Source organism: Arcobacter sp. F2176 (assembly GCF_004116465.1).
In the GTDB taxonomy this organism is placed as follows: domain Bacteria; phylum Campylobacterota; class Campylobacteria; order Campylobacterales; family Arcobacteraceae; genus Arcobacter; species Arcobacter siniprincipis.
Map to the genome: position 1 here is coordinate 175,228 of NZ_PDJV01000002.1, position 26,302 is coordinate 201,529.

Below are 26,302 nucleotides of genomic sequence, written 5' to 3' on the forward strand. Positions count from 1 at the left end.
AAGCGGAGACCTTTAGGTCTTCAAGAGAGAGAAAAAACTATTTTGGAAATAAATAATTTGATATAATGCTCCCATGCACAAAAAATTACAAAAATATATAGAATCATATGATTTAATACAAAATACAAATACCTATGAACTAAAACCAAATGGTGGGATGATAGTTTTGATTAATAATTCTAAAAGTTGTGAAGTTCTTATTCAAGATGAAGTTTTTATTTTGGATAGTTTTCAAGCTATGTTAATCAATGCTTATGAAGAATCTGTAAGTATAAAGTCAGATGAAGAGATTAGTTTAGTAGCTGTTAGATTTAAAGGGGCTGGGGCTTCTTTTTTTTATGAAGAGTTTATGGATGAACTTATGCATCATGCTAAAGAGCCTGTTTATTTGGGAAAAGATATTTTGAATACTTTTGACAATGTGGAAAAAGAGTTGGATGCTTATTTCCAAAATCGTTTTAAGCCTAGTAAATCTCAGTTTGGTGTTATGAGGATAATAGAATTGGTTGAAGAAAATTTTGGTGATTATGATATGGAAGAGGTGTTGCGAATAGCAAATGTTCCTAGGAAAATCTTTGATAAGGTTTTTAGATGGCATGTTGGCTTGGCGTTGAAAAATTATGCAAGTATTCGAAAAGAGATATTGCAATAGTTATTTAAAAACTTTTTCATACTGCTCAACTCTAAAATCAAAAGTTGTGTAGCTTGGATTTTCTTTTTTCATCTTTTTATAATATGCATTTGCTCCTATACTTCTGTTTGCTGCGTTTGATGGGGAAGTTAGGCTTATGGTTTTGATAATTCTATTTTCATATTTAAATTGATGTTTTTTTGGTAGTTTTTCTGAGATTATTTCTAGGCTTATATTTTGTTTTTTTAGGACTTGTCTAAAAAAATATTCTGGGGAGTTTTTGCACAATCCTCCTGTGAAGATTAGAGTTTGGATATTTTTATGCTCTTTTACATAGCCTAAAATATCTCTTAAGATTATTTCACTCATACCAATATCACTTGCATCTATTTTTTCTCTTTTACAAGACTCTACAATATCGCAAATACCTATTTTATGTTTTAGTAAAAACTTTTTTCTTTTATTTATCTCTTCTTTTGTATTTTCAAAGGCTAAGTTTAGATTGAAGATTTTATTCCATGCTTGCCAAAGTAAGTTATCCTTTGAACCATAACAAAAATTTACATCTTTTTCTTTGAATTCATTTGTACAAAATCTTGGAGGTGGTAGAGTTCCTACTATGATTTTTTCTGTGCTATGATTTAAAAATGGTTCATATGGGTGAAAATGCTTAAACAAAAAAGACCTTTATGCTGTGATTTAACATGTATTTTATCAAATTTTATATACTATTTCCCCCTTGAATAAGGAATACAAATGATAAGTATAAAAAACTTGAATAAATACTTTGGTGATACACAAGTTTTAAATAATATTTCAATTGATATAAAAAAAGGTGAGATTTTTGCTATCGTAGGGCATAGTGGTGCTGGAAAATCTACTTTAATGAGATGTATAAATGGACTTGAAGATTATAGTGATGGTTCATTGCAAGTAAATGGTAAAGAGATAAAAGAGTTAGGGAAAGAAGAGTTAAGAGCATTTCGAAAAAATATTGGAATGATATTTCAACACTTTTCACTAATTCAGCGAAAAACTGTATTTGAAAATGTGGCTTTACCAATGCAACTTTGGGGATATACTAAAGATGAAATAGCAAAAAAAGTAAAAGATTTATTAGCCCTTGTAGGCTTAGATGAAAAGCTTGATTCTTATCCAAGTGAATTAAGTGGTGGTCAAAAACAGCGAGTCGCTATTGCTAGGGCTTTGACTTTAGACCCTGATGTTTTACTTTCAGATGAAGCAACATCAGCACTTGACCCAAATACTACTACATCGATTTTGAATTTATTAAAAGAGATTAATGATAAACTAAATATCACAATAGTACTTGTAACACATGAAATGGAAGTTGTGAAACAAATAGCTCAAAGGGCTTTATTATTAGAGCATGGTAATATTATAGGTTTTGATGATACAGAAGAGCTATTTTTAAAACCAGATGAACAGATGAAGCACTTCTTAGGTGAAACGGAAGTTGTACCTAATGAAGGGGTAAATATAAAAATATATTTCCCAAAAGACAATGTCTTTCAATCCTTTATTACAAAGATGGCAAGAGAGCTAGATATGGATTTTGATATTGTTTGGGGAAAACTTGAAGAGATAAACACTCATATTGTGGGTAACATGGTTATAAATATAAAAGATGAACAAAAAGATTCAGTAATCAATTATCTAAAAGAGCATGATATTATTTGGGAGGTATTATAATGACTGAGATTTTATTACCAGCCTTAGCAGAGACTATTTATATGTCTTTAGTATCTACTTTTTTTGCAATTGTTATTGGCTTTATTTTAGCTATTATTTTAATCTTGACTTCAAGTGGTGGATTAAGAGAAAATCAAAAAATATATTCAATCTTAGATGTGATTATAAATACTTTGCGATCTTTTCCTTTCATTATTTTGATGATTGTACTTTTTCCCTTGACAAAGTTTTTGATAGGGAAAAGTATCGGTACCACAGCTGCAATTATACCTTTGACAATAGGTGCTGCTCCTTTTATCGCAAGATTGATTGAGAGTGCTTTAAAAGAGGTTGATACAGGTGTTGTAGAAGCTGCAAAATCATTTGGTGCAAGTGATTGGCAAATAATATTTAAAGTCATGTGCGTAGAAGCTTTGCCTTCAATAATCTCAGCTATTACTCTAACTTTAATTACAGTAATAGGATTTTCTGCAATGGCTGGGGCTGTTGGTGGTGGAGGATTGGGTGATGTTGCCATAAAATATGGTTATTATAGGTTCCAAAGTGATACTATGATTTATACAGTTATTGTACTTATTGCCTTAGTTCAAGGTGTTCAAAGTTTGGGCGATTATTTATATAAAATTACAAAAAAATAAAATTTATAAAAGGAAAAAAATGATTAAAAATATTTTAAAATTTGCACTTTTGGGTGCTGTTGTATTTGGATTTGTAGCTTGTACAGATTCTAAAGAAGAAAAAGTAGAGAAAAAAACAGTTATTAAAGTTGGAGCTACTCCTGTACCTCATGCTGAGATTTTAGAGTTTGCTAAACCATTATTAAAAGCAAAAGGTTATGATTTACAAATTGTTGAATTTACTGATTATGTAACTCCTAATGTGGCAGTTGATGAGGGAGAATTAGATGCAAACTTTTTCCAACATTTACCATACTTAAAAGAGTTTAACAAAAATAAAAATACTCACCTAGTAAAAACAGTAAATGTACACTTAGAGCCAATGGGAATATATTCTAAAAAAATCAAATCTTTAGATGATTTAGAAGATGGTGCAACAATTGCAGTTCCAAATGACCCTACAAATGAAAGTAGAGCTTTAGATATGTTAGTAGAACAAGGTTTATTAACATTTAATGATGTAGATTTCAAAACTGTAGTTGATATCAAAACAAATCCAAAAAATCTTAAAATCAAAGAGATAGATGCTCCACAATTACCAAGAGTACTTGATGAAGTTGATGCAGCGATTATCAATACAAACTACGCTTTACCAGCTGGGTTAAACCCAATTCAAGATGCATTAGTACTTGAATCAATAGATTCTCCATATGCAAATATTGTAGTTGTAAAAGAGGGTAATGAAAACAAACCTTATATTAAAGCTTTAGATGAAGTTTTAAATTCAAAAGAAGTTAAAAAATTCATTACTGATAAATATAAAGGTTCTATAATTCCTGCATTTTAATATATAAGTAAAAGACTTGATAATCAAGTCTTTTATTTTTAATTATAAACTTCTGCTTTAAATTTAATTTCTATATCCTCTTCTCACTAATTATTTTATATAAAAACTTATGCTAGAATATTTTCTTATTATGAAAAAGGTATAACTTGAAAGTAGGCGTATTTGATTCTGGAATTGGTGGTTTAACAGTGGTTAAAGCCATAACAGAAGTACTAAAAGGTGCTGAGATTTTTTATATTGCAGATACAAAGTTTGCACCATATGGAGAAAAATCAAAAGAGCAGATATTAAAACATAGTTTTGATATTGCAAATTATTTAGTTAAAACACACAATATTGATGCTTTAGTTGTTGCTTGTAATACTGCAACTTCAGCTGCAATCAAAGAGTTAAGAGAACACTTTCCAAATCTTATAGTCATAGGAACAGAGCCTGGAATAAAACCAGCAATTTCTTTAAGTAAAAATGGGAAAATAGGAATTTTAGCAACACCTGCAACTTTAAAGGGTGAAAAGTATCAATTACTTGTTGATAAGCTTTCAACTTCAAGTTCAAATATTACTTTACATGAACAAGCTTGTCCGGGTTTGGTTCAGCAAATTGAAAATGGTGATATTGAGACTGAAAAGACCTTTGAGATGTTGCAAAATTGGTTAAAGCCTATGAGAGAAGAGGGTGTTGATACTATAGTTTTAGGATGTACTCATTATCCTTTAGTTGGAAATGTAATAAAAAAAATAATGGGTGAAAATACAAATCTAATAGAAACAGGTTATGCTATAGCAAATAGATTAAAAGATTTATCTAAAAATTGTGGACATTTTAATGATGGTGTATTGAAAGTAAATGTATACTTCACTTCAGAAATAAATGAGACAATGATAAGTAAAATATTAAATTCATGGAATAATGGTGGGAAAATAGTGGTAAGGAATATAAATGAGTGAGAACCAAAATTCACAAAAGAGAGTTTTAGCCTTAAAATATAGACCAAAGAGATTTGAAGATTTAGTTGGTCAAGGAACAGTTTCTCAAACACTATCATTAGCGTTAGACTCAAATAGATTATCACATGCATATTTATTTTCAGGGCTTAGAGGTAGTGGAAAAACTTCGACTGCAAGAATTATGGCAAAAGCTTTGTTGTGTTCAAATGGTCCTACTTCAAAACCTTGTGAAGTATGTGAGAACTGTGTGAGTGCAAATACTAATCGTCACTTAGATATTATAGAAATGGATGCTGCTAGTAATAGGGGTATTGATGATATTAAAGATTTAATTGAACATACAAAATATAAACCAAGCAGTGCTAGATTTAAAGTGTTTATAATCGATGAGGTTCATATGCTTACAACTCAAGCATTTAATGCTCTTTTAAAAACACTTGAAGAACCTCCAGGATTTGTAAAATTTATTTTAGCTACAACTGATCCTTTAAAATTACCTGCAACAATTTTAAGTAGAACTCAACACTTTAGATTTAAAAAAATATCTCAAAAAGATGTAATGAATCACTTAACTCATATTTTAAATGAAGAAGAAATAGAGTTTGAAACAGAAGCTTTAGAAATTGTTTCAAGAAGTGGGCAAGGAAGTTTAAGAGATACTCTTACTTTACTTGATCAAGCAATTATTTTTGCAAAAGGAAAAGTTACTACAACAGCTGTTGTTGATATGTTAGGACTTATTGACCCAGAGTTCTTAGATAAACTTTTTGATGTGATTTTATCTTGTGGAGATATAACTCCTATAGTTGAAACACTTGAAGAATATGAAGCTGGTTCTGTTTGTGATGAGATGACAATTTATCTAAAAAATAAAATGTTATACGGAAAAGACCCAAAATTTAATATCTTTTTATATGATAGATTTTTTAGAATCTTAGGGGATGCAAAACATCTTTTATCACTAAATTCTGATCCCACATTTGTATTGATATTAACATTATCTAAAATGAGTGAAGCTACAAATTTAAAAACAATTGATGAATTAATAGATGAGGTTCAAGCTTCACCAATAAAAGAAACATTGTCTCAAACAAATGCAAATAAAATGACAAGTGCAGTTAATGAAAAAGTGGTAATGCAACATGCAAAAGAAGAATTACCAAATGAAATAAATAAACCAGAAATACAAGTACCAATAGCAAAAGAAATTTTAGAAACACCCCAAGAGCAAATTGTACAAGATATAAAAGAAGAGCAAGCATTAGTTGAAAAACCACAAGAAGTTGTAGACCCAAATGTTGAGTTATACAGTGAACTTACGAAAAAAGTTTATGAGAGAAATCATGACTTGGGAGAGTGTTTTGAAAAAAACTTTATTTTTGAAAGTTTTGAAAACAATATTTTAAATATAGTATCTTATGCCCAAGATGATGATAGAAAATTTTTATATAAATATTTTGGTATCATCAAAACCTTTGCAAAAGATGTCTTTGGTGTAAATATTGATTTAGATTTTAAAAAAGGTGAAATTCCAGAGCAAAAAAAAAATGATGTAATTCCCAAAAAAGTAGAAATAAATACAAATGACATAAGCGAAGAAGATGTTACTTTAAACTATGAAAATGAGGAAGAACAAGAAGAAATAAGCTCAATGGTAGAAGATGTGGAAATGGGTGCAGGTTGTGTTGGAAGTATGCATGATACGGTTGATCCAAAACCTTCTCAAAGGGAGCTTCAAATGGAAGATTTACTAAACTCTTCTATGTTAAATAAAGCCAAAGAGTTATTTGATATAAAAAAAATAACAGTGAAAACAAAAATATAAATTTTAGGAGGTATTATGAATTATAAAAAATTAATATGTATTTTTTCTATTATGACTATTAGTTTAAGTGCTGCAAATTTTGATAATGATGTTATTAATTTTGAGAAAAAAAGACTTTCAAATAACGCAAGAGTTGAGATAAAAGATATACAAATAAGCATGAAGGAAAAAATGCCAGAACCAATGACAAATTGGTATGGTTACATTGTGCAAATAAAAGCAAAAGTAAAAGATAAAGAAATCAATGCAAAAGATATAATATTTTCAAATGGAGAAATTGTAGCACCAGAATTGATAAACTTGAAAACAGGAGCATCTTATAAAGATTTATTACAACCAAAGCTTGATGCAAGTTATTATCAAGAAGATCATTTAATAGCAGGAAACGCAAAGGCAAAAGATAAAATAGTAGTTTTCTCTGATCCTTTATGTCCTTTTTGTATAGATACTCTTCCTTCAATTATTGAGCATGTAAAAGATAATAAAGAGGAAATAGCACTTTATTATTATAATTTTCCTCTTTTAAGAGTTCATCCAGCATCTGCAACTATGGTAAAAGCTATAGATGTAGCAAGACAAATGGGTTTAAAAGATGTTGAGAAAAAAGTTTACACTACTAATTGGGAACAATATTTTGCTGTAGATTCACAAGATGAAGATAAAATTTTAAGTGCTTTTAATAAAGAGTTTAAAATAAATATTACAAAAGAACAAATAAATTCTACCGAAGTAATGGCAAGAGTTTTAGATGATGTAAAAATGGGTGATGATGTTATGATAAAAGGAACCCCAACTATTTTTATAAATGGTAAAAGAGATGACAGTAAATTAAAATATGAGACTTTAGGAAGTAAATAATGAAAAAAATTGTAATAGCAACTAGAAAGAGTAAATTAGCACTTTGGCAAAGTGAATATATCAAAGCTGAGCTTTTAAAACACTATCCAGATATGGTTATAGAACTAAAAACATTTTCAACAAAAGCAGATAAGATATTAGATGTGCCATTAGCAAAAATAGGTGGGAAAGGGCTTTTTACAAAAGAGTTAGAAATAGCACTTGAAAATAAAGAAGCAGATATAGCAGTACACTCTTTAAAAGATGTTCCTGTTGAGTTTGAAGAAGGTTTTGTATTAGCAGCACTTACTAAAAGATTTGATCCAAGAGATGCTTTTTTAAGTGAAAAATATGCAAGTATCACTGACCTACCAAAGGGTGCAATAATAGGAACTACAAGTTTAAGAAGAAGAATGGAGCTAAAACTTTTAAGACCAGATATTGAACTTAAAGATTTAAGAGGAAATATAAATACTAGAATTGCAAAGTTAAAAGCTGGTGAATATGATGCTATTATTTTAGCAGCAACAGGTGTTCAAAAACTTCAAATAGAGGATGAGGTGAAATATTTTACTCCTATTTCTATTGATGAGATGATACCATCTATGGGACAAGCAACTTTAGGTATTGAAACCTTGAATAATCCAGAATTAGTAGAATTATTATCAGTCTTACATGATAAAAATGCTGAAATTGAATCAACCATTGAAAGAAGTTTTGTACATACTTTAGAAGGTGGTTGCCAAGTTCCTATTGGAGTAAAAGCAACTATTTTAGATGAGAATACTGTAGATGTAAGAGCAATAGTTGGAATGCCAGATGGTAGTGAATATGTGCAAGAAAAAATTGTTATTAATCAAAATGATTATAAAACAGCAGGACAAGCACTAGCTCAAACTTTTATTGACCAAGGTGCAAAAGAGTTATTAGCAAGAGCTGAAAAGGTAGCATTTAAATAGCATTTTGAGGGGCTTTTTGTCCCTCATGTTGATAAACTTCTCACTTTATTTTAATTCCCTCTTCAAAGACTAAATTTTACTAGATTTTTTTTACTGCTTTATGTATGATAGTATATTATTTGTGAATATAAATAGTTCAAAATCATAATTTATAAGGAGTAAAGATGAGAATTGATGTAAAAAATGTAGCATTTTGTCTAGTTGATGTTCAAGAAAGACTTTATCCACATATGACAAATAAAGATGAGATAGAAAAGAATCTACTAACTTTAGTAAAAGGTTTACAGCTCCATGAAGTTCCATTTATAATAAATGAACAATATAAAAAAGGTATTGGAGAGACTATTCCTTCTTTAAGAGAGTTAGTTGATGATTATCCACACTTTGAAAAGACTACTTTTTCTTGTTGTAAAAATGAAGAGACAATGGTTGCAATTAATACTTTAGGTAAAAAGCAAATTATAGTTGCAGGAATAGAGACTCATGTTTGTGTGCTTCAAACTTGTATTGACTTGTTACAAGCTGGATACAAAGTAATTTTAGTGACTGATTGTGTTACTTCAAGAAAACAAAATGATACAGATGTGGCAATTACAAGACTTGTTCAAGCAGGTGTGATTCCAACTACTTATGAGTCACTTTTATTTGAACTAACAGTAAATGCAAAACATCCACAATTTAAAGGTATCTCTGCCTTAGTAAAATAGTAAAACACTTTTTAAGTGTTTTACCAATTAATTTCTTTTTTTCCCAATGATTCTAATATCTCATTTGTTTTACTAAAGTGCTTACATCCAAAAAATCCTCTATAAGAAGATAATGGGCTAGGGTGGGGTGCTGTTAGTATGTAGTGTTTATTGCTATCAATTAATTTTGTTTTTGCAATAGCTGGTGCTCCCCATAGTATGAAGATTATATCTTCACAGTTTGCTGAGATGTGTTTGATAATATTATTTGTAAATATTTCCCAGCCAAGTTTGTGATGTGATTTTGGCTTTGATTCTTCTACTGTCAAGATTGTATTTAAAAGGAGTACCCCTTGTTTTGCCCAAGGTGTTAAATCTCCATCAAGACAAGAAGAATCTTTAGTTATATCATCTTTTATCTCTTTTAGGATATTTACCATTGAGGGTGGATTTTTTATCTCTTTTGGAGTTGAAAATGCTAAACCTTGGGCTTGACCTGTTCCATGGTATGGATCTTGTCCTAGAATTACAACTTTTAATTCATCTAAAGGAGTTGTATCAAAAGCTTTATATATATTCTTTTTATCTGGAAATACTGTTGTAGTTTCATATAAATGATTGATACTATTTTCTAGTTTTTGGAAATATTCTTGCTCTTTTTGTTTATTAATAACATCTTGCCAAGTTTTCATAATAAGCCTTTTTTATAAAAAAAGTATTATTACCAAAATTATTGTAAAACTTGTTTAATACTTTACCATGGACCTTGAAATCTTAATTCCTTTGAGTTGAAGTTCTTTTGGTGTTTTGTAACTCTTCCTTGAACTCTTCTTCTCCATCTGTCATAGGCTTTTTTAGAAATTAGTTTTCGCATTTTATTTTTTAGTTGATTTTCTGTTATTCCATACTGTTTTTTAATAACATCAAAAGTAACTCTATCTTGCCAAGCCATTTCTATTAGTCTATTTTCATCAAACTCTTGAAGTTCTGTATCTACAATGTCTTTTTTTGGTTTTAATTGTTTTTTATAATTCATAAAATAAGTCTATCAGTAAAAAAGGTTTTTTTGTATAAATTTTTTATATATTTAATAGGTATTGTAAGTTTGAAATAAAAAAAGGGACTAGAACTATTCTAGTCCCTTTGAGAATTAAGAAGTATATTATTCTCCCATAGTTCCTGCAGGAACGAAAACATTACCTTCCATTATAATTCTTGCACTTCTGCTCATACTCGCTTTTTCAACTTTGTATTTACCATCTTTGTTAGTTAAAGATGCTCCTACTTTTAAAGTTCCAGATGGGTGTCCAAAGTTTACAGCATCTTTCTCTCCTCCACCAGCAGCAAGGTTTACTAAAGTACCCGGAACGCAAGCCGCAACTCCAATGGCAACTGAAGCAGTTCCCATCATAGCATGGTGTAATTGTTGCATAGATAAAGCTCTAACATGCAGATCAAGTTCATTTGCTTTTATTGTTTTTCCAGTAGATGTTGTAAAATCAGATGGTGGTGCAACAAAGGCAACTTTTGGTACATGTTGTTGAGTTTCTGCATCTTTAGCATCTTTCATAAGTCCCATTTTCATAGCACCTGCTATTCTAATTGTTTCAAATCTTTTTAATGCCTCAACATCAGAGTTAATATCTCCTTGAAGTTCAGTTCCCGTGTAACCAATCTCATCAGCATTTAAGAAAATTGTAGGAATACCAGCTGTTATCATAGTAGCTTTAAAAGTACCAACACCTGGAACTTCTAAATCATCTACTAAGTTACCAGTTGGAAATAACTCTTCACTTGGGTCAACAGGTTCAACAAACTCTAATTTAATCTCTTCAGCTGGAAAAGTAACCCCATCGATTTCATAATCACCTATTTCTTTAACCATTCCATCTGCCATTGTTACATAACAAAGTATAGTTTTTTTGATATTTGCTTGCCAAATTTTTACACAACAAACACCGTTTTGGGGTACATTGTCAACTAAACCCTCTTTTATGGCAAAGGGACCAACTGCTGAAGATAGGTTTCCACAGTTTCCACTCCAATCCATAAAATCTTTATCAATAGCAACTTGACCAAAGTAATAATCAACATCATGATTAGGAACTTCACTTTTTCCAACTATTACAGTTTTTGAGGTACTTGATGTTGCTCCACCCATACCATCTATTTGTTTTTTATAGGCATCAGGCGAACCAACTATTCTTTGAAGAAGTCTATTTTTTGCTTCTTGATTTTCTTGAGCCTCTTTAGGTAAATCAGTTATATTAAAAAATGTTCCTTTAGAAGTTCCACCTCTCATATATGTTGCTCTTACTTTAAATTGTGGTTGGTAAGCCATTTAATTTCCTTTATTAAGTTTAAAATATTTATTAAAAAATCTTTTGATTAATTAATAAATATTTTAAGGGCAAATGCCCTTAAAATAGAAGAGTTTATCTAAGGTTTATTTACCTTCTGCAATAACATCTTTAGCAAATTTTTGTAAAATACCACCATTAGTGTAAACATCAACTTCAGCACTTGTATCTAATCTACATAAAACAGGGAATTTAACAACTTCACCATTTTCTCTAGTCATTACAACTGTTAAATCACATCTTGGAGTAATTTCACCAACGATGTCAAAAGTTTCAGTTCCATCGATATTATAAGTGTGTCTAGTCTCACCATCTTTGAATTGTAATGGTAATACACCCATACCAACTAAGTTAGTTCTATGAATTCTTTCAATTGATTCAGCAATTAAAACTTCAACACCTGCAAGTCTTACTCCTTTTGCAGCCCAGTCTCTTGATGACCCTTGACCATAATTAGTACCAGCAATGATGATTAGTGGTTGTTTTCTTTGAGTATAAGTCTCAATAGCTTCCCACATTCTTGACTCAGTACCTTCTGGCATAATTTTTGTCAATGAACCTTGCTTAACAGTTCCATCTTCATTTTTAACCATTTCATTAAATAGTTTTGGATTTGCCAATGTTGCTCTTGAAGCTGTATGATGATCCCCTCTATGTGTTGCATATGAGTTTAAATCTTCAACAGGTAATCCCATTTTTAAACAATATTCCCCAGAAGCACTAGTTGGTAAAATCGCATTTGAAGGCGATAAGTGGTCTGTTGTAATATTATCAGGGAACACACCTAATGGTCTCATACCTTTAAGTGCTGGCATTTGCATATATTCATCTTCCCAATAAGGAGGTCTATTGATATATGTAGATTTTGGATTCCATTTATAGAATGGATCAATTTTAATACTATCTAATAGTTCTCTTTTAAACATTGGTTCATAAATATTATTATACATTTCAGGTTTAACGCAAGATTTTTCAACAGCATTAATCTCTGCATCACTTGGCCATAAATCTTTTAATCTAATATCATTACCATCTTTATCTTTTCCTAATACATCATTTTCAATATCAAATCTAATAGTACCTGCTAAAGCATAGGCAATAACAAGTGCAGGAGATGCCAAAAATGCTTCTTTTACATATGGATGGATTCTTCCATCAAAGTTTCTATTACCTGATAATACAGCCGTAGTATAGATATCTCTATCTACAACTTCTTTTTGAATCTCTGGGTCTAAAGCTCCACTCATACCATTACAAGTAGTACAGGCAAATCCAACAACACCAAATCCTAATTTTTCCATTTCAGATAATAATCCAGCTTCTTTTAAATATACTTCGATTACTTTAGATCCTGGTGCCAATGAAGACTTAACCCATGGCTTTCTTGTAAGTCCAAGTTCATTTGCTTTTTTAGCTAATAAACCAGCCGCGATAACATTTCTAGGATTTGAAGTATTAGTACATGAAGTAATAGCAGCAATTAAAATACCACCATCAGGAATTTTATCACCATCTTGTGTCCAATCTTTTACAATACCTTCAGCTTTTAAAGTTGAAGTTGGAACCAATTTATGTGGTTTAGAAGGACCAGCTAAAGATCTTGTAACTTTTGATAAATCAAACTCTATAGTTCTTGCATATGTAGCATTGTCAAATTGGTCTGCCCATAATCCATTTGCTTTTGCATAAGCTTCTACAAGTTTAACTTGAGCAGCATCTCTACCTGTTACTGTTAAGTAATCAATAGTTTGTTCATCAATAGCAAAGATACCAGCACTTGCACCATATTCAGGAGTCATATTTGCAATTGTTGCTCTATCTCCTAAGTTTAAGTACTGAACACCTGAACCAAAAAACTCTAAATAAGCAGAAATGACATTGTTTTCTCTTAAGAATGAAGTCATAGCAAGTGCAATATCAGTTGCTGTAATTCCTTCAGATCTAACACCTGTAATTTCTACACCAATGATTTCTGGAACTCTCATATAAGATGGGTTTCCTAGCATTACATTTTCAGCTTCTAATCCACCAACACCAACAGCAATTACACCAAGTGCATCCACATGAGGAGTATGTGAATCTGTACCAACTAATGTATCAGGACTTGCTATTCCATCTATGTTATGTACAACTGGAGACATTTTTTCAAGGTTGATTTGGTGCATGATACCATTACCTGGAGGGATAACATCTACATTATTAAATGCTTCTTTAGTCCAGTTAATAAAGTGGAATCTATCTGCATTTCTTCTATCTTCAATATCTCTATTTTTTTGAAATGCATCTGGATCAAATCCACCACATTCAACTGCTAGTGAGTGGTCAACGATTAGTTGAGTAGGAACTACTGGATTTACTTTATCAGGGTTCCCACCTTTTGATGCAACTGCTTCTCTAAGACCTGCTAGGTCAACAAAAGCTGTAAGTCCTAAGATATCATGACAGATAACTCGTGAAGGAAACCAAGGGAAATCTTTGTCAGTTCTTTTTTCAATAAGTTGAATAAGTGAATCTTTTAAATCAGCACTTGGGCATTTTCTTATTAAATTTTCTGCTAATACTCTTGAAGTATAGTTTAATTTCTCAAAAGAACCAGGAGTTATATCTTCAACAGCTGCTTTTACATCATAGTATTTTGTATTAAAACCATCAAGTTCTTTAAGATATTTTTCATTTGTCATTTTTATATCCATTTTGTTTGAATTTAAAAGGATAAGCAAAAGCTTATCCTTTTAGTGTTTGCCAAAGGTGGCACTAGAATATTTTAAGTTTTTTTATCTTTCTTCTAAAGGAACGAATTTTAAACCTTCAGGTCCTGTATAATGAGCTGATGGTCTAATGATTTTCCCATCTTCTCTTTGTTCAATCGCATGTGCTCCCCATCCAGTAACTCTTGAGATAATGAAGATTGGAGTAAACATATCTGTTGGAATTCCCATTTGGTTATAAGAAACTGCTGAGAACCAGTCAAGATTTGGGAACATTTTCTTTTGTTCCCACATTACAGATTCAATTCTTTCAGCAACATCATACATTAATGTGTCGTTGTTCTCTTTAGATAAATCTTCAGCAACTTTTTTAATTACCACATTTCTTGGATCACTTGTAGTATATACAGGGTGTCCAAATCCGATGATAATTTCTTTTCTTGCCATTCTTTCTTTGATATCTTTTTCTGCTTCATCAGCTGAAGAGTATCTCTCTTGGATTCTAAATGCAACTTCATTTGCTCCACCATGTTTAGGACCTCTTAAAGCACCAATTGCACCAGTTATACATGAGAATATATCTGAGTTTGTTCCAGAGATAACTCTTGAAGTAAATGTTGAAGCATTGAATTCATGCTCAGCATATAAAATCAAAGATACATGCATAGCTTTTACCCAAGATTCTCTTGGTTTTTCACCATGTAATAAGTGTAAAAAGTGACCACCAATAGTATCATCATCAGTTACAACTTCAATTCTTTTTCCATTGTAGGCATAGTGGTACCAGTAACATAATATTGAAGGGAAACAAGACATTAATTTATCAATAATATTTTGTGCTTCTGCTTTTGGATGAGATTCGTCTTCAGACATAATTGCACCAAGAACTGAACAACCTGTTCTCATAACATCCATTGGGTGAGCAGTTTTTGGTAATTGCTCTAATGCAACTTTAACACCAGCTGGAATATCTCTCATACTTTGTAATTTTTCTTTATAAGCTTTTAATTCTGCTTTATTTGGTAATTTTTCATGTACGATTAAATATGCAATTTCTTCAAATTGGGCTTGATTTGCAAATTCTAAGATATCATAACCTCTATAATGTAAATCATTCCCCGTTTTACCAACTGTACAAATAGCTGTATTTCCAGCAGCAGTCCCCGAAAGTGCAACTGATTTTTTTGGCTTAAATCCTGTAGTTGTAGTGCTCATATTGTCTCCTTTTGTTTTTGTTATCTATAATTATTTTAGTAAAGCTAAATTATTTAGCTTTACCTTTTGCGAATAATGAATCCATTTTTTGTTCATATTCGTGATACCCCAACATTTCGTAAAGTTCCATTCTTGTTTGCATAGTGTCTAAAGTACTTTCTTGAGTACCTTTATCTCTTAATTCTTGGTATACATGTAAAGCAGCTTTGTTCATAGCTCTAAATGCTGATAATGGATAAAGTACCATTTCAATACCTACACTTCCTAATTCTTCAGTAGTAAACATTGGCGTTGCCCCAAACTCAGTAATGTTTGCTAATACAGGTACAGACATTTGATCACAAAATTCTTTGTACTCTTTTAATGTATGAACTGCTTCTGCAAAAATTGCATCTGCTCCAGCTTCAACATACGCTTTTGCTCTTGCTACTGCAGCTTCTTGACCTTCTGAAGCATGTGCATCAGTTCTTGCAATAATATAAAAATCTGGATCTAATTCCATTTTAGCATCAACAGCAGCTCTGATTCTATCACACATCTCTTCAGTTGAAACTAACTCTTTGTTTGGTCTATGTCCACATCTTTTTGCAGCAACTTGATCTTCAATATGTAATCCAGCAGCACCAGATCTGATAAATTCTTTAACAGTTCTAGCTACATTAAATGCATGTCCCCAACCTGTATCAGCATCAACGATTAATGGCGTATCACAAATTGAAGTTACTCTTCTAATATCAATACATACATCTTCAATCATAGTCATACCTAAATCTGGTAAACCATAAGAAGCATTTGCTATACCTCCACCTGAAAGGTAAATAGCTTTAAATCCTACTTTTGTAGCTTGTAACGCTTGATAAGCATTAATTGTACCAACAATTTGTAATGGTCTCTCTTCTTTAAGAGCTTCTCTAAATCTTTTTCCTGCGCTCATGTAAATCCTTTTGTAGTTTTATATTGTTAGTATACATCATAGTGAAATGTATGTATTGTATAATAGTTGAAATAAAAAACACAATTTTATTACATGTATAATTATTTTGTACAATACTTGATTTTATGTATAAAAATGGTACAATTTTACAAGTATAATTATGAAAAGAGGAATAAATGTCTTATAGAACAAGTATAGATAAGCTAATAGAGATATATAAAAGATCTAATTTAAGTATATCAAAATTTGCATCATTAATTCAAAAAGATAGGAGAACCGTAACTTCTTGGGTTGATAGAGTAACAGATGTTGAACCTTCAAAAAGTGTCAAAGATAAAATTTGTGAGTTATTTAGGTATCCAGATTATATTTGGGAAGAGGCTTGCAATGAAGAAGAATTTGTAAAATCAATCACTCAAATTCCACAAAAAGAAGTACGAATAATCGATGAAGATTATTGTGGAAGAATGAGATATATTATGGAAATAGAAGAAAATAGAAGATTTGTAATACAAGCACAGTTCCCAGGGCCTATGTATAGAGATACAGCAGTAAAAAGAATATATAGAACCCAAACAAGTTCAGAAATAGAAGCACTAAAACAAAATAGAATAAATCAAATGCTTAGATATGATTATGATACAACTGAATGGTACTCAATAAAATCTATACTATCTTTTTGTTTTGCAAGTATTGGGAACTTTTATACAAAAGAGGAGAAGATAAAAATACTTGAACTTATTTATGAATTGTTTAATAATAATTACAATAAGAAACTATTTTTATTTGACTCTTTTTCAAGAAAAATATATGGTATGGAGACGACTTATATCTCAATCAATGTAAAACAAAAGGTACTATTTTTTAAATCCCCAATTGAGTCAGTTTTTATAGAAATAAGAAATAAAAATTTAGTGGAGCGTATGCATAAATATTATTCTTCTCCTATAGAAGCACCTTCTCATATTAACTTTTTAGAATCAGTTAAAATTATAAAAATATTACAAGATGCTTTAAAATATAATAATGATATAAAACAAGCATATGAGACAATAAATAGATTGACAGATTATGGTGAATTGTTTTATAATAATCTAAGCGTGGACTTGCAAAAAGAAGTCACTGAACCAAAACAAGGGCAAAGAAGAAACTAAAATGAGTAGTAGAGATAAATTATTAGATGTAGCATTTGATGAAATATATCACAATGGTTATGCAGCAACTTCGGTTGATAAGATTTTAAAACAAGCTAATATGAATAAAGGAAGTATGTATCACTTCTTTAAGTCAAAAAAAGAGTTAACTCTTGCAGTTATAAAAGAGAGAATAAACCTTTATACTGAGACTAAGTATTCTATTCTTTTGAATTATGATGAGAATATAATAGATGAGATTATGTCTTTACTAAAACAAAGGGGTGGTTTTGATTTTAGATTGGGTTGCAAGCTTAATAATTTGGTTCAAGAACTCTCACCTAAAGATAAAGATTTTAAAGAGGCATTAGAAAAAGTCTATTTAAGATTTGAATCTATTATAAAAGAAGCTTTGGATAAAGCTGTAAAAAATAAAGAGATTAATCATAATGATACAAGAGCTTTATCTATGTATATCGTTGCCTCAATTGAAGGATGCTTAGGAACTGCAAAAAAATCTCAAGATGGTCAAGTTTTCTATGATTGTCTTTCTCAACTTGATCTGTTTTTAAACTCACTAAAAAAATAATTTCAAAAAGTCTTGACTAATTAGTCAAGACTTTGCTATACTTCTAATTGACTAAACAGTCAAGGAGAAAAAATGTTGTTAAAATTGAAATCTTTTATAGTTCCTTTATCATTTATTATACTTTCAGGTGCTGGTTTTGTATTTATAAAAATGGGATTGACTTATTCAAGCAGTATGGCTTTTTTAGAATTACGATATTTACTTGCATTTGTAGTTTTGCTCTTAGTTGCATTTATATTTAAAGCAAAGTTTTCTAAAAATTTAAATGAAATATTTCACATAAGTATTGCTGGGATTTTATCTGTAGGACTTTTTTCTATTGGTTGTTTTAATTCAATAGATTATGGATTGTCACCCGCTCTTTGTTCTTTGATTATTTCCTTACAGCCTATTGTAGTTTCATTTTTTGCAATGAAGTTTTTAGGTGAAGAAGTAAGTAAAAGAGCATGGTTTGGACTAATACTTGGACTCATTGGAGTAGGGCTTGTTTTAGGGCTTGATGGAGAAATTAATAAAAATGAGTTAATAGGTTTTTTATTTGCAATATTGGGATTGTTTAGTATGAGTTTTGGGAATTTGTATCAAAAAAAATATTGTTCAAATATGAATTTGATTACAGGTGGAGTAATCCAAACATTTGCTTCTGCAATTATTGTTTTACCATTATTGTATTTTGAAGATATAAGAGTTGATTTTAGTGGCGAATTTATAATTGCTTTAAGTTATATGTCTGTGATTGCTAGTATTGGAGTTATGTCTTTATTGTACTATATGATTAGACATGGTGAAGTATCAAAAGTATCTTCTTTATTTTATTTATTACCTGTAGCTTCTGCTATTGTAGCTTATTTTGTATTGGATAAAAGTCTGGAGTTGAATGTATTTATTGGAATTATTATTGTTCTTATTGCTATGAATTTGATAAATAAAAAAGAACAATTTCAAGCTATAGTAAATAAAGGTTAAGTGTGAAATTTTATATACAAAAATCTATTCTGCCATTTTTTTTCATGTTTTTATATGGAAGTGGATTTATTTTTTGTGAATATGGTTTACAAAATGCATCTCCAATGGCTTTTTTAGAAGTACGGTTTTTTATTGCTTTTTGTATCTTACTTTTGATTACGCTTATATTTAAAATACCAATGCCTAAAACTAAAAAAGAGTTTTTACATATATCCATTGCTGGAAGTTTAACTGTTGGGACATTTTCAATAGGAGGATTTTTAGCCGTTAGTTATGGTATATCTGGGGCAACAAATGCTTTGATAATAGCTTTACAACCAATTGTTGTAACTGCTTTAGCCTTAAAATTATTAAATGAAGATATTAACATAAGAGTTTGGACAGGACTAATAATAGGATTTGTGGGAGTTGGTTTTGTGGTTTTTTCAAAACTTGAAACTTCCTTTTCAGCTCTTGGTCTGTTTTGGGCTTTTATTTCATTATTGGGTCTTAGTATTGGAAGTTTGTATCAAAAGAAGTATTGTTCTCATATGAATCTTTACTCAGGTGGTGCAATACAGACTTTTAGTTCCACAATTTTGGTTTTACCATTTTTGCTTTTTGAAGATGCTCATATAAATTGGAATGTTGATTTTACTATTGCCTTACTTTATATGACAGTTGGAGTGAGTATTGGTGCCTTGTCATTATTATATATTATGATAAAAAATGGTGAAGTATCAAAGGTATCAGCTATCTTTTATTTGGTACCCGTTAGTGCTGCTATTGTTTCATATTTTTTATTGGGTGATAAAATAGAATTTAGCGAAATCATAGGAATATTTACTATAATAATTGGAATAGTATTAATAAATAAAAAGAAGAAAGGAATAAAATGAAAATAGTTATTTTAGATAGAGCAACATTAGGATCAGATATAAATATAGATATTTTTAAAGAGTTTGGGGAAGTTGTCTCTTATGATAAAACAAGTGCAAGTGAATCAAAAGAGAGAACAAAAGATGCAGATATAGTTATCACAAATAAAGTAGTTTTAGGAAAAGAACAAATGGATGACTCTTCTATAAAACTTATATGTATAACAGCAACAGGAACGGATAATGTTGATTTAGAATATGCAAAAAGTAAAAATATAGAAGTAAAAAATGTAGCTGGATATTCTACTTCTAGTGTAGTTCAAGTTACTTTTGGGATGATATTTTATTTTATTCAAAAATTAAATCATTATCAAGATTCTCTTAATAATGGAAATTGGGGAAAAGTACCAGCTTTTAATGATGCAGATGATATCTTTTTTGAATTGGATAAAAAAAGAGTAGGGATTATAGGGTTTGGTGATATTGGAGTAGACTTAGCAAAAAAAGTAGAGGCTTTTGGTTGTGAAGTTGTTTATTATTCAACCAGTGGAAAAAATTCTAATTCAGACTACAAAAGAGTTGAATTAGACGAGCTTTTACAAAGCTGCGATATTATATCTGTCCATGCGCCTTTAAATGAAAATACAAAAAATCTATTGATTTATGAAAATATGAAAAATATAAAAGAGGGTGCTATTTTATTAAATCTTGGTCGTGGTGGAATTATAAATGAAAATGATTTAGCCAAAATTATAGATGAAGAAAAGATCTATTGTGGTATTGATGTATTTGCAAAAGAACCAATTGAGCGTACTAATCCATTATTAAAAGTTGTAAATAAAGAAAGACTACTTTTAACACCACATATTGGTTGGGGATCAAGTGAATCAAGAAATAGACTAATGAAAAAAGTTGCACAAAATATAAAAGATTTTTTAAATAAATAAAGGAGAGAAAATGAGTAAAGCATTGGTAATTATAGATATTCAAAATGATTATTTTGAAGGTGGAGCTTGTGAATTAGTAGGTGCCCAAGAGGCAAGTTTAAAAGCAAAAGAGTTATTAGAATATTTTAGAGAGAATAAAATGCCAGTATTTCATGTACAACATACAAGTTTATATGAAGGCGCAACATTCTTTTTACCAGATACATATGGAATGAAAATACACGAGAATTTAAAACCCCGTGAAGATGAGCCTATTATAGAAAAAAACTTTCCAAATAGTTTTTTAGATACATCTTTAGAATATGAGTTAAAAATACAAGAAATAAAAGAGTTAGTAATATGTGGAATGATGAGTCACATGTGTGTAGATGCTACAACTAGAGCTGCAAGTGATATGGGATATGGTTGTACAGTTGTGTATGATGCTTGTACAACAAGAGATTTAGAATTTTTAGGAGAAATTGTTCCTGCAAAATCAGTACATAACTCTTTTATGGCAGCACTTGAAGGTACTTATGCGAAAATGGTTTCTTGTGAGGAGATAGTTTCTAAGTAATTACAAGTAAATTTAAACCTATTTTTGTAGAATAAGAAAAAACATCGGATAGCTTATGATAAAAAAGATTTCTATACTGTTTCCTTTATGGGCAGTTTTATTTTCGTTTCTTGCATATTTACAGCCAAGTTTGGTAGTTGGATTTAAGAGTTGGATTATTCCACTTTTGATTCTTATTATGTTTTGTATGGGGATTACTTTAAAAATTGATGACTTTAAAAGAGTTTTTAAAAGACCAAAAATCATAGCATTGACTGTGGTATTGCAGTTTTTATTTATGCCTTTTTTTGCTTTTATAGTATCTAAGGTATTTAATCTATCTGATGAACTACTTGTGGGAATGGTACTTGTAGGAGCAGTTTCTGGTGGAACTGCTTCAAATGTAATAGCATTTTTAGCAAAAGCTGATGTGGCACTTTCTATTACTATGACAATTGTATCAACTCTTTTATCAATAATTATTACTCCATATTTAACACTTCTTTATGTGGGACAAACAGTACCTGTACCAGCTCTTAGTATGCTTCTTAGTATTTTAAAAATAGTATTTGTACCTGTAATTGTAGGGCTTATATTAAATCAAATTTTTAATAAATATATTGAAAAAAGACATGATATTTTTGCCCTTTTATCTATTATTTCTATTGTATTTATTATAGGAATTATAATAGGTATAAATGAGAGTAAAATCTCTACTATTGCCCTATCATTGATGTTGGCAATAATTTGTCATAATCTTTTGGGACTAATAACTGGATATTATTTTGCGAAAATATTTGGTTATGATAAAACTGTATGTAAAACAGTAGCTATAGAAGTTGGTATGCAAAACTCTGGTTTAGCTGTTGTTTTAGCTATGAAATATTTTTCTCCTTTAAGTGCACTTCCTGGGGCTATATTTAGTATTTGGCATAATATTTCAGGCTCTATTCTTGCAGGTATTTGGTCAAAACAAGAACAAGAATAAAAGTATTTATTTGTGTTTAAATTATTTTAATACTTTTTGAGTAGAATAACAAACTTTTTCAAAAGGATAATTATGATAAAAAAATTTACACTTCTTTTCCCTTTATGGGCAATATTAGCATCAACTTTTGCATATTATGAATCAAGTATGGTTGTTGATTTTAAAAGTTGGATAGTTCCTTTACTTGTTTTAATAATGTTTTGTATGGGAGTTACTTTAAAGGTTGAAGATTTTAAACGAGTTGTTAAAAAGCCTAAAATTATAGCTATGACAGTTGTTTTACAGTTTTTATTAATGCCACTAGCAGCTTTTGTTATTTCAAAAGCGTTTAATTTTTCAACAGAACTTTTAGTTGGAATGATATTAGTTGGAGCAGTTTCTGGGGGAACAGCATCAAATGTAATTTCTTATTTGGCAAAAGCAGATGTTGCTTTATCAATCACTATGACAATAGTTTCTACACTATTATCTATTGTAGTTACACCTTATTTAACCTTACTTTATGTTGGGCAAACTGTACCTGTGCCTGCTTTAAGTATGTTGTTAAGTATATTAAAAATAGTTTTAGCACCAGTTGTTTTAGGGGTTATTGTAAATTATATTTTCCATAAGTTTATTGATAAAAATAATGATATTTTTGCTGTTTTATCAATAGTTTCAATTGTTTTTATTATTGCAATAGTTGTTGGATTAAATCATTCAAGAATTGATACTATAGGGTTATATTTGTTAGTTGGAATTATGCTACATAATTTAACAGGATTAGTTGGTGGTTTTTATACAGCAAAATTGTTTGGATATAATAAAAAAGAGTGTAAAACTGTTGCCATAGAAGTAGGAATGCAAAATTCAGGTCTAGCAGTTGCTCTTGCTAGTAAGTATTTTACTCCTTTAAGTGCCTTACCAGGTGCTATTTTTAGTATTTGGCATAATATCTCAGGATCACTTATTGCTTCTTTTTGGTCAAAAGAAGAAAAAAATTAAAAATAGAATTTAATATTCTAATATGCCTAATCTTAATAGCCTAAGATTAGGCACAAAACTATCTTTAAATTTAGTTTCCAAAGAGACTTTCCTTTCCTTTTTATTTTAAAAATTATAGAATATAATAGCAATCTTGGAGTAGTTTTAATTTCTAAATCTTAATACAATTCCCACATAAAAGAGTTTGAAAGAGAGCGGATGAGTAAGAGTACAAAAGATGATTATGTTCAAAGTGTATGTAGAGTAGTTTTATATATTGAGCAAAACTATAATAGTGATTTAACCCTTGATGAGTTATCAAAGATTGCTAGCTTTTCTAAGTATCATTTTCACCGTATTTTTAAATCAATTGTTGGTGAGAGTATGGTTGATTATATCAGAAGAGTGAGACTTCAAAGTACTACTTTACAGTTTAAAACAAATCAAAAAATCACTCAAATAGCCATGAATAGTGGTTATGAAACCAATGCCTCTTTTTCAAAAGCTTTTAAAAAGCATTTTGGAATAACTCCCAAAGAGTTTGCAAAAAATGCAAAATTAAAAAGAGGAAATAAGATGTTAGAACCAAAAATAATAAAGGTAGAAGATATAGAAATTTTATATATAAGAAAAACAGGTGAATATACAAAATGCAGTATTGAAGCATGGGAAACTCTTATAAACTTTGTGGGCACAGAGTATTTTATAAGAGATGATGTAATGATGTTTGGAATAGGGCATGATAATCCCCGTATTACAGATGCAGACAAACTAAGATATGATGCTTGTGTTTCATGTATAGATAAAACAATTCAACCAAAAGGTAAGATTCAAAGTAAAATAATAGATGGTGGAAAATACGCTGTATTTTTGCATAAGGGTGACTATAAAGAATTAATCAATACTTATGATGGTGTATCTGATTGGATTGTAGAAAGTGGTGTTGAATTAAGAGATTTACCTATTGTTGAAAAGTACTTGAATAAGAATCCCATTACTTGTAAACCTGAGGATTTAAGAACAGAGATTTATATTCCTTTGGTGTAGTAAAATATTTAGGAATATCTCTCTTGAAGAGGTAAACCTCTCCGCTCTTTTCTTCTTTTGTTGAAAAGAAGAAACAAGAAATCAACCAGACGAGTTGATGAAGGCAAAGTTCCCTTCCAGTTAAATATTTATTTTCTGCCCTGCCTTGTGCTTGCACTCTCTTTGAGAAAACTCGCTAAAGATTGCATTTAGCACTCTTCTTAACGCTCAAACAGTTTCGGGCTTAACCGAAAATAAACATCTAACTTCCGGCTTCATTAAAGTCTGGGAAGAAAAAAAGTTCAAAGTAACAGTTGTAAATATACTAAAAAAAAGTTAGGAATCTAAACAATCAGAAATGCAAATAACACTAGAATATAATCTTTAATAAATATCCTATCCCTGAAATCTTCAAACTAAATTTGTAGGATTAGGCATAAATTATCTATAAATTAACTAGTTATAAAAATATTTTTTTCATATACTTTTCATATAAAATAAAAGGAAAATATAATAAGTAAAGAAATAGAAAATAAAGTAGCTATAGTTACTGGTGCATCAAGAGGAATAGGAAAACAAGTCGCTATTCAATTTGGGAAATTAGGAATAAGTACAGTTATAAATTATAATTCAAATGAAAAAGAAGCACAAGAATTAGTAAATGAGATTATTTTTGAGGGTGGAAAGGCTGTATCTATACAAGCAGATATATCTAAACTTAGTGAACTAGAAAAACTTTTTGGGCAAACAATAAAAACCTATGGAAAAGTGGATATTCTTATTAATAATGCAGGATTGATGATAAAAAATCCAATTGAAAAAGTAAGTGAAGAGGTGTTTGATAGATACTTTGCCATTAATGTAAAAGGTACATATTTTGCTTGTCAACAAGCTATAAAACATATGCAAAATGACGGAAGGATAATCAACTTTTCCACTTCTGCTACAGGTGCGATGTTTCCAGCTTATAGTGTATATGCTGCATCTAAAGGAGCAGTTGAGCAAATAACTAGACAACTTGCTAAAGAGTTTGGTGTAAAAGGTATAACTATAAATGCAATCGCACCAGGACCTGTGAAAACTGAACTATTTATGAAAGGTAAATCAGAGGAGCAAATTACGATGTTAAGCAAAATGAACTCTTTTGGACGACTTGGTGAGACTGAAGATATTGCAGAGGTGATTGAGCTTTTAGTTAGTGATAAAGCCCATTGGATTACGGGGCAAACTATAAAGTAAATGGTGGGTTTATTTAAAGAAATATATTATAAAATGATTATACATAAAAGGTTTGAAGATGGATGGTTTATCACAACTAAAACAAATTGTTAAAAAGATAAGCTTAGAGGAAGGGATAAATAATACAAATATACCATTTGTAAAAATCTTCAAATCTTTAAGTAGTGGTGAGGTTCTACACACAATGTATGAACCATCACTGTTTATAATCTTACAAGGCTCAAAAACTGTAATGGTGGGTGATAAAATATTTGAGTACGATAGTGCATCTTACTTTATCTCTTCAACTTTTTTAGCAGTATCTGGGAAAGTTATACAAGCAAGCGAAAAAGAGCCTTTTATATCTATACAAATACTTTTTTCTCAAGAGCAGATATTCCAAGCTTTTGAAGAGTTTTCTATGAATTTAAATAAAGTAGATACTACAAATTTTTCTGCTTCAACTTACATTTTAGATGATAATTTAAAAGGTTCTATCTTAAGACTAGTAAAATTGAATGAAACACCAAAAGATGTAGAGGTTTTATCAAAAATATATCTTAAAGAGATACTTTATAGACTTTTAGTCTCAAATCAAAATATAGAGTTACAACAACTAGCTTTTATAGAAAGCAATTCCTATAAAATATCTAAAGCAATTACTTTTATAAATCAAAATCTGCACGAAACTTTTTTAATGGATGATATCGCAAAATCAGTAAACATGAGTATCTCATCTTTTCATAAGCATTTTAAAACTATTACTGGAATAAGCCCACTACAATATGCAAAAAGCTGAAA

27 protein-coding genes are annotated in these 26,302 nt (G+C 30.0%); 20 read left to right on the forward strand and 7 right to left on the reverse strand.

Annotated features, from left to right (window positions below; genetic code table 11):
- Window positions 1-73: 73 nt before the first annotated feature.
- The gene (locus CRU95_RS02570) at window positions 74-652 is read left to right on the forward strand and encodes a hypothetical protein (protein WP_129099586.1); all 579 of its coding nucleotides are present in this window, start codon (window positions 74-76) and stop codon (window positions 650-652) included.
- Here the strand turns inward: CRU95_RS02570 and CRU95_RS02575 are convergent, their stop codons facing one another.
- Complete coding sequence (locus CRU95_RS02575) at window positions 653-1,309, reverse strand: uracil-DNA glycosylase family protein (RefSeq protein WP_129099587.1); 657 nt, start codon at window positions 1,307-1,309, stop codon at window positions 653-655.
- A gap of 78 nt (window positions 1,310-1,387) precedes the next feature.
- On the opposite strand from CRU95_RS02575, the gene CRU95_RS02580 reads away from it, so the two are divergent.
- The 8 genes from CRU95_RS02580 to CRU95_RS02615 all read left to right on the forward strand — a co-directional run bounded on the left by CRU95_RS02580 (window position 1,388) and on the right by CRU95_RS02615 (window position 9,083).
- Complete coding sequence (locus CRU95_RS02580; protein ID WP_129099588.1) at window positions 1,388-2,344, forward strand: methionine ABC transporter ATP-binding protein; 957 nt, start codon at window positions 1,388-1,390, stop codon at window positions 2,342-2,344.
- On the forward strand, window positions 2,344-2,982 hold the full coding sequence (locus tag CRU95_RS02585; RefSeq protein ID WP_129099589.1) for a methionine ABC transporter permease: 639 nt from the start codon (window positions 2,344-2,346) through the stop codon (window positions 2,980-2,982). The genes CRU95_RS02580 and CRU95_RS02585 overlap by 1 nt, the downstream gene beginning before the upstream one ends.
- Before the next feature lie 19 nt (window positions 2,983-3,001).
- Window positions 3,002-3,808 (forward strand): MetQ/NlpA family ABC transporter substrate-binding protein, encoded by an 807-nt coding sequence (locus CRU95_RS02590; protein ID WP_129099590.1) that lies wholly within the window; start codon window positions 3,002-3,004, stop codon window positions 3,806-3,808.
- 146 nt (window positions 3,809-3,954) lie between these two features.
- Window positions 3,955-4,755 carry a glutamate racemase gene (gene murI, locus CRU95_RS02595; protein WP_129099591.1) on the forward strand — a complete coding sequence of 267 codons (801 nt, stop codon included), beginning with the start codon at window positions 3,955-3,957 and terminating at the stop codon, window positions 4,753-4,755.
- Window positions 4,748-6,580: a DNA polymerase III subunit gamma/tau gene (locus tag CRU95_RS02600; protein ID WP_129099592.1), complete on the forward strand. Its 1,833-nt coding sequence runs from the start codon at window positions 4,748-4,750 to the stop codon at window positions 6,578-6,580. The genes murI and CRU95_RS02600 overlap by 8 nt, the downstream gene beginning before the upstream one ends.
- A 15-nt stretch (window positions 6,581-6,595) precedes the next feature.
- On the forward strand, window positions 6,596-7,438 hold the full coding sequence (locus CRU95_RS02605; RefSeq protein WP_129099593.1) for a thioredoxin domain-containing protein: 843 nt from the start codon (window positions 6,596-6,598) through the stop codon (window positions 7,436-7,438).
- On the forward strand, window positions 7,438-8,376 hold the full coding sequence (hemC, locus tag CRU95_RS02610; RefSeq protein ID WP_129099594.1) for a hydroxymethylbilane synthase: 939 nt from the start codon (window positions 7,438-7,440) through the stop codon (window positions 8,374-8,376). Before CRU95_RS02605 ends, hemC begins: the two co-directional genes overlap by 1 nt.
- Window positions 8,377-8,540: 164 nt before the next feature.
- Complete coding sequence (locus CRU95_RS02615) at window positions 8,541-9,083, forward strand: hydrolase (protein ID WP_129099595.1); 543 nt, start codon at window positions 8,541-8,543, stop codon at window positions 9,081-9,083.
- Between the two features lie 20 nt (window positions 9,084-9,103).
- Here the strand turns inward: CRU95_RS02615 and ung are convergent, their stop codons facing one another.
- The 6 genes from ung to prpB form a co-directional block, all read right to left on the reverse strand.
- Window positions 9,104-9,754 carry a uracil-DNA glycosylase gene (gene ung, locus CRU95_RS02620; RefSeq protein ID WP_129099596.1) on the reverse strand — a complete coding sequence of 217 codons (651 nt, stop codon included), beginning with the start codon at window positions 9,752-9,754 and terminating at the stop codon, window positions 9,104-9,106.
- Between the two features lie 62 nt (window positions 9,755-9,816).
- Window positions 9,817-10,098 (reverse strand): TIGR03643 family protein, encoded by a 282-nt coding sequence (locus tag CRU95_RS02625; protein ID WP_129099597.1) that lies wholly within the window; start codon window positions 10,096-10,098, stop codon window positions 9,817-9,819.
- A 126-nt stretch (window positions 10,099-10,224) separates the two neighbouring features.
- Entirely contained in the window at window positions 10,225-11,403 is a 1,179-nt protein-coding gene (gene prpF / locus CRU95_RS02630) for a 2-methylaconitate cis-trans isomerase PrpF (RefSeq protein WP_129099598.1), read from the reverse strand.
- 105 nt (window positions 11,404-11,508) lie between these two features.
- Entirely contained in the window at window positions 11,509-14,103 is a 2,595-nt protein-coding gene (gene acnD, locus CRU95_RS02635; RefSeq protein WP_129099599.1) for a Fe/S-dependent 2-methylisocitrate dehydratase AcnD, read from the reverse strand.
- Between the two features lie 93 nt (window positions 14,104-14,196).
- Window positions 14,197-15,345, reverse strand: coding sequence for a 2-methylcitrate synthase (prpC, locus tag CRU95_RS02640; protein WP_129099600.1), 1,149 nt, complete (start codon window positions 15,343-15,345; stop codon window positions 14,197-14,199).
- 49 nt (window positions 15,346-15,394) lie between these two features.
- Window positions 15,395-16,279, reverse strand: a complete 885-nt coding sequence (gene prpB / locus CRU95_RS02645; protein WP_013136520.1) for a methylisocitrate lyase — start codon at window positions 16,277-16,279, stop codon at window positions 15,395-15,397.
- Window positions 16,280-16,455: 176 nt separating this feature from the next.
- Between prpB and CRU95_RS02650 the strand changes: the two genes are divergently transcribed.
- The 11 genes from CRU95_RS02650 to CRU95_RS02700 all read left to right on the forward strand — a co-directional run bounded on the left by CRU95_RS02650 (window position 16,456) and on the right by CRU95_RS02700 (window position 26,300).
- Window positions 16,456-17,433, forward strand: a complete 978-nt coding sequence (locus CRU95_RS02650; RefSeq protein ID WP_129099601.1) for a hypothetical protein — start codon at window positions 16,456-16,458, stop codon at window positions 17,431-17,433.
- 1 nt (window position 17,434) lies between these two features.
- The gene (locus CRU95_RS02655; protein WP_129099602.1) at window positions 17,435-18,001 is read left to right on the forward strand and encodes a TetR/AcrR family transcriptional regulator; all 567 of its coding nucleotides are present in this window, start codon (window positions 17,435-17,437) and stop codon (window positions 17,999-18,001) included.
- 72 nt (window positions 18,002-18,073) lie between these two features.
- Window positions 18,074-18,967, forward strand: a complete 894-nt coding sequence (locus CRU95_RS02660; protein WP_129099603.1) for a DMT family transporter — start codon at window positions 18,074-18,076, stop codon at window positions 18,965-18,967.
- Between the two features lie 2 nt (window positions 18,968-18,969).
- A complete protein-coding gene (locus tag CRU95_RS02665) occupies window positions 18,970-19,845 on the forward strand; it encodes a DMT family transporter (RefSeq protein ID WP_129099604.1) in 876 nt (291 codons plus the stop codon).
- Window positions 19,842-20,771, forward strand: a complete 930-nt coding sequence (locus CRU95_RS02670) for a D-2-hydroxyacid dehydrogenase (protein WP_129099605.1) — start codon at window positions 19,842-19,844, stop codon at window positions 20,769-20,771. Before CRU95_RS02665 ends, CRU95_RS02670 begins: the two co-directional genes overlap by 4 nt.
- 10 nt (window positions 20,772-20,781) lie before the next feature.
- The gene (locus tag CRU95_RS02675; protein WP_129099606.1) at window positions 20,782-21,327 is read left to right on the forward strand and encodes a cysteine hydrolase family protein; all 546 of its coding nucleotides are present in this window, start codon (window positions 20,782-20,784) and stop codon (window positions 21,325-21,327) included.
- 55 nt (window positions 21,328-21,382) lie between these two features.
- Window positions 21,383-22,294 (forward strand): bile acid:sodium symporter family protein, encoded by a 912-nt coding sequence (locus CRU95_RS02680; protein ID WP_129099607.1) that lies wholly within the window; start codon window positions 21,383-21,385, stop codon window positions 22,292-22,294.
- A gap of 72 nt (window positions 22,295-22,366) precedes the next feature.
- Window positions 22,367-23,278: a bile acid:sodium symporter family protein gene (locus CRU95_RS02685; RefSeq protein WP_129099608.1), complete on the forward strand. Its 912-nt coding sequence runs from the start codon at window positions 22,367-22,369 to the stop codon at window positions 23,276-23,278.
- Window positions 23,279-23,476: 198 nt separating this feature from the next.
- Complete coding sequence (locus CRU95_RS02690) at window positions 23,477-24,304, forward strand: GyrI-like domain-containing protein (protein ID WP_129099609.1); 828 nt, start codon at window positions 23,477-23,479, stop codon at window positions 24,302-24,304.
- Window positions 24,305-24,826: 522 nt separating this feature from the next.
- Window positions 24,827-25,522, forward strand: a complete 696-nt coding sequence (locus CRU95_RS02695; RefSeq protein ID WP_258238616.1) for an SDR family oxidoreductase — start codon at window positions 24,827-24,829, stop codon at window positions 25,520-25,522.
- A gap of 58 nt (window positions 25,523-25,580) precedes the next feature.
- Complete coding sequence (locus CRU95_RS02700; RefSeq protein ID WP_129099611.1) at window positions 25,581-26,300, forward strand: AraC family transcriptional regulator; 720 nt, start codon at window positions 25,581-25,583, stop codon at window positions 26,298-26,300.
- Window positions 26,301-26,302: the final 2 nt, after the last annotated feature.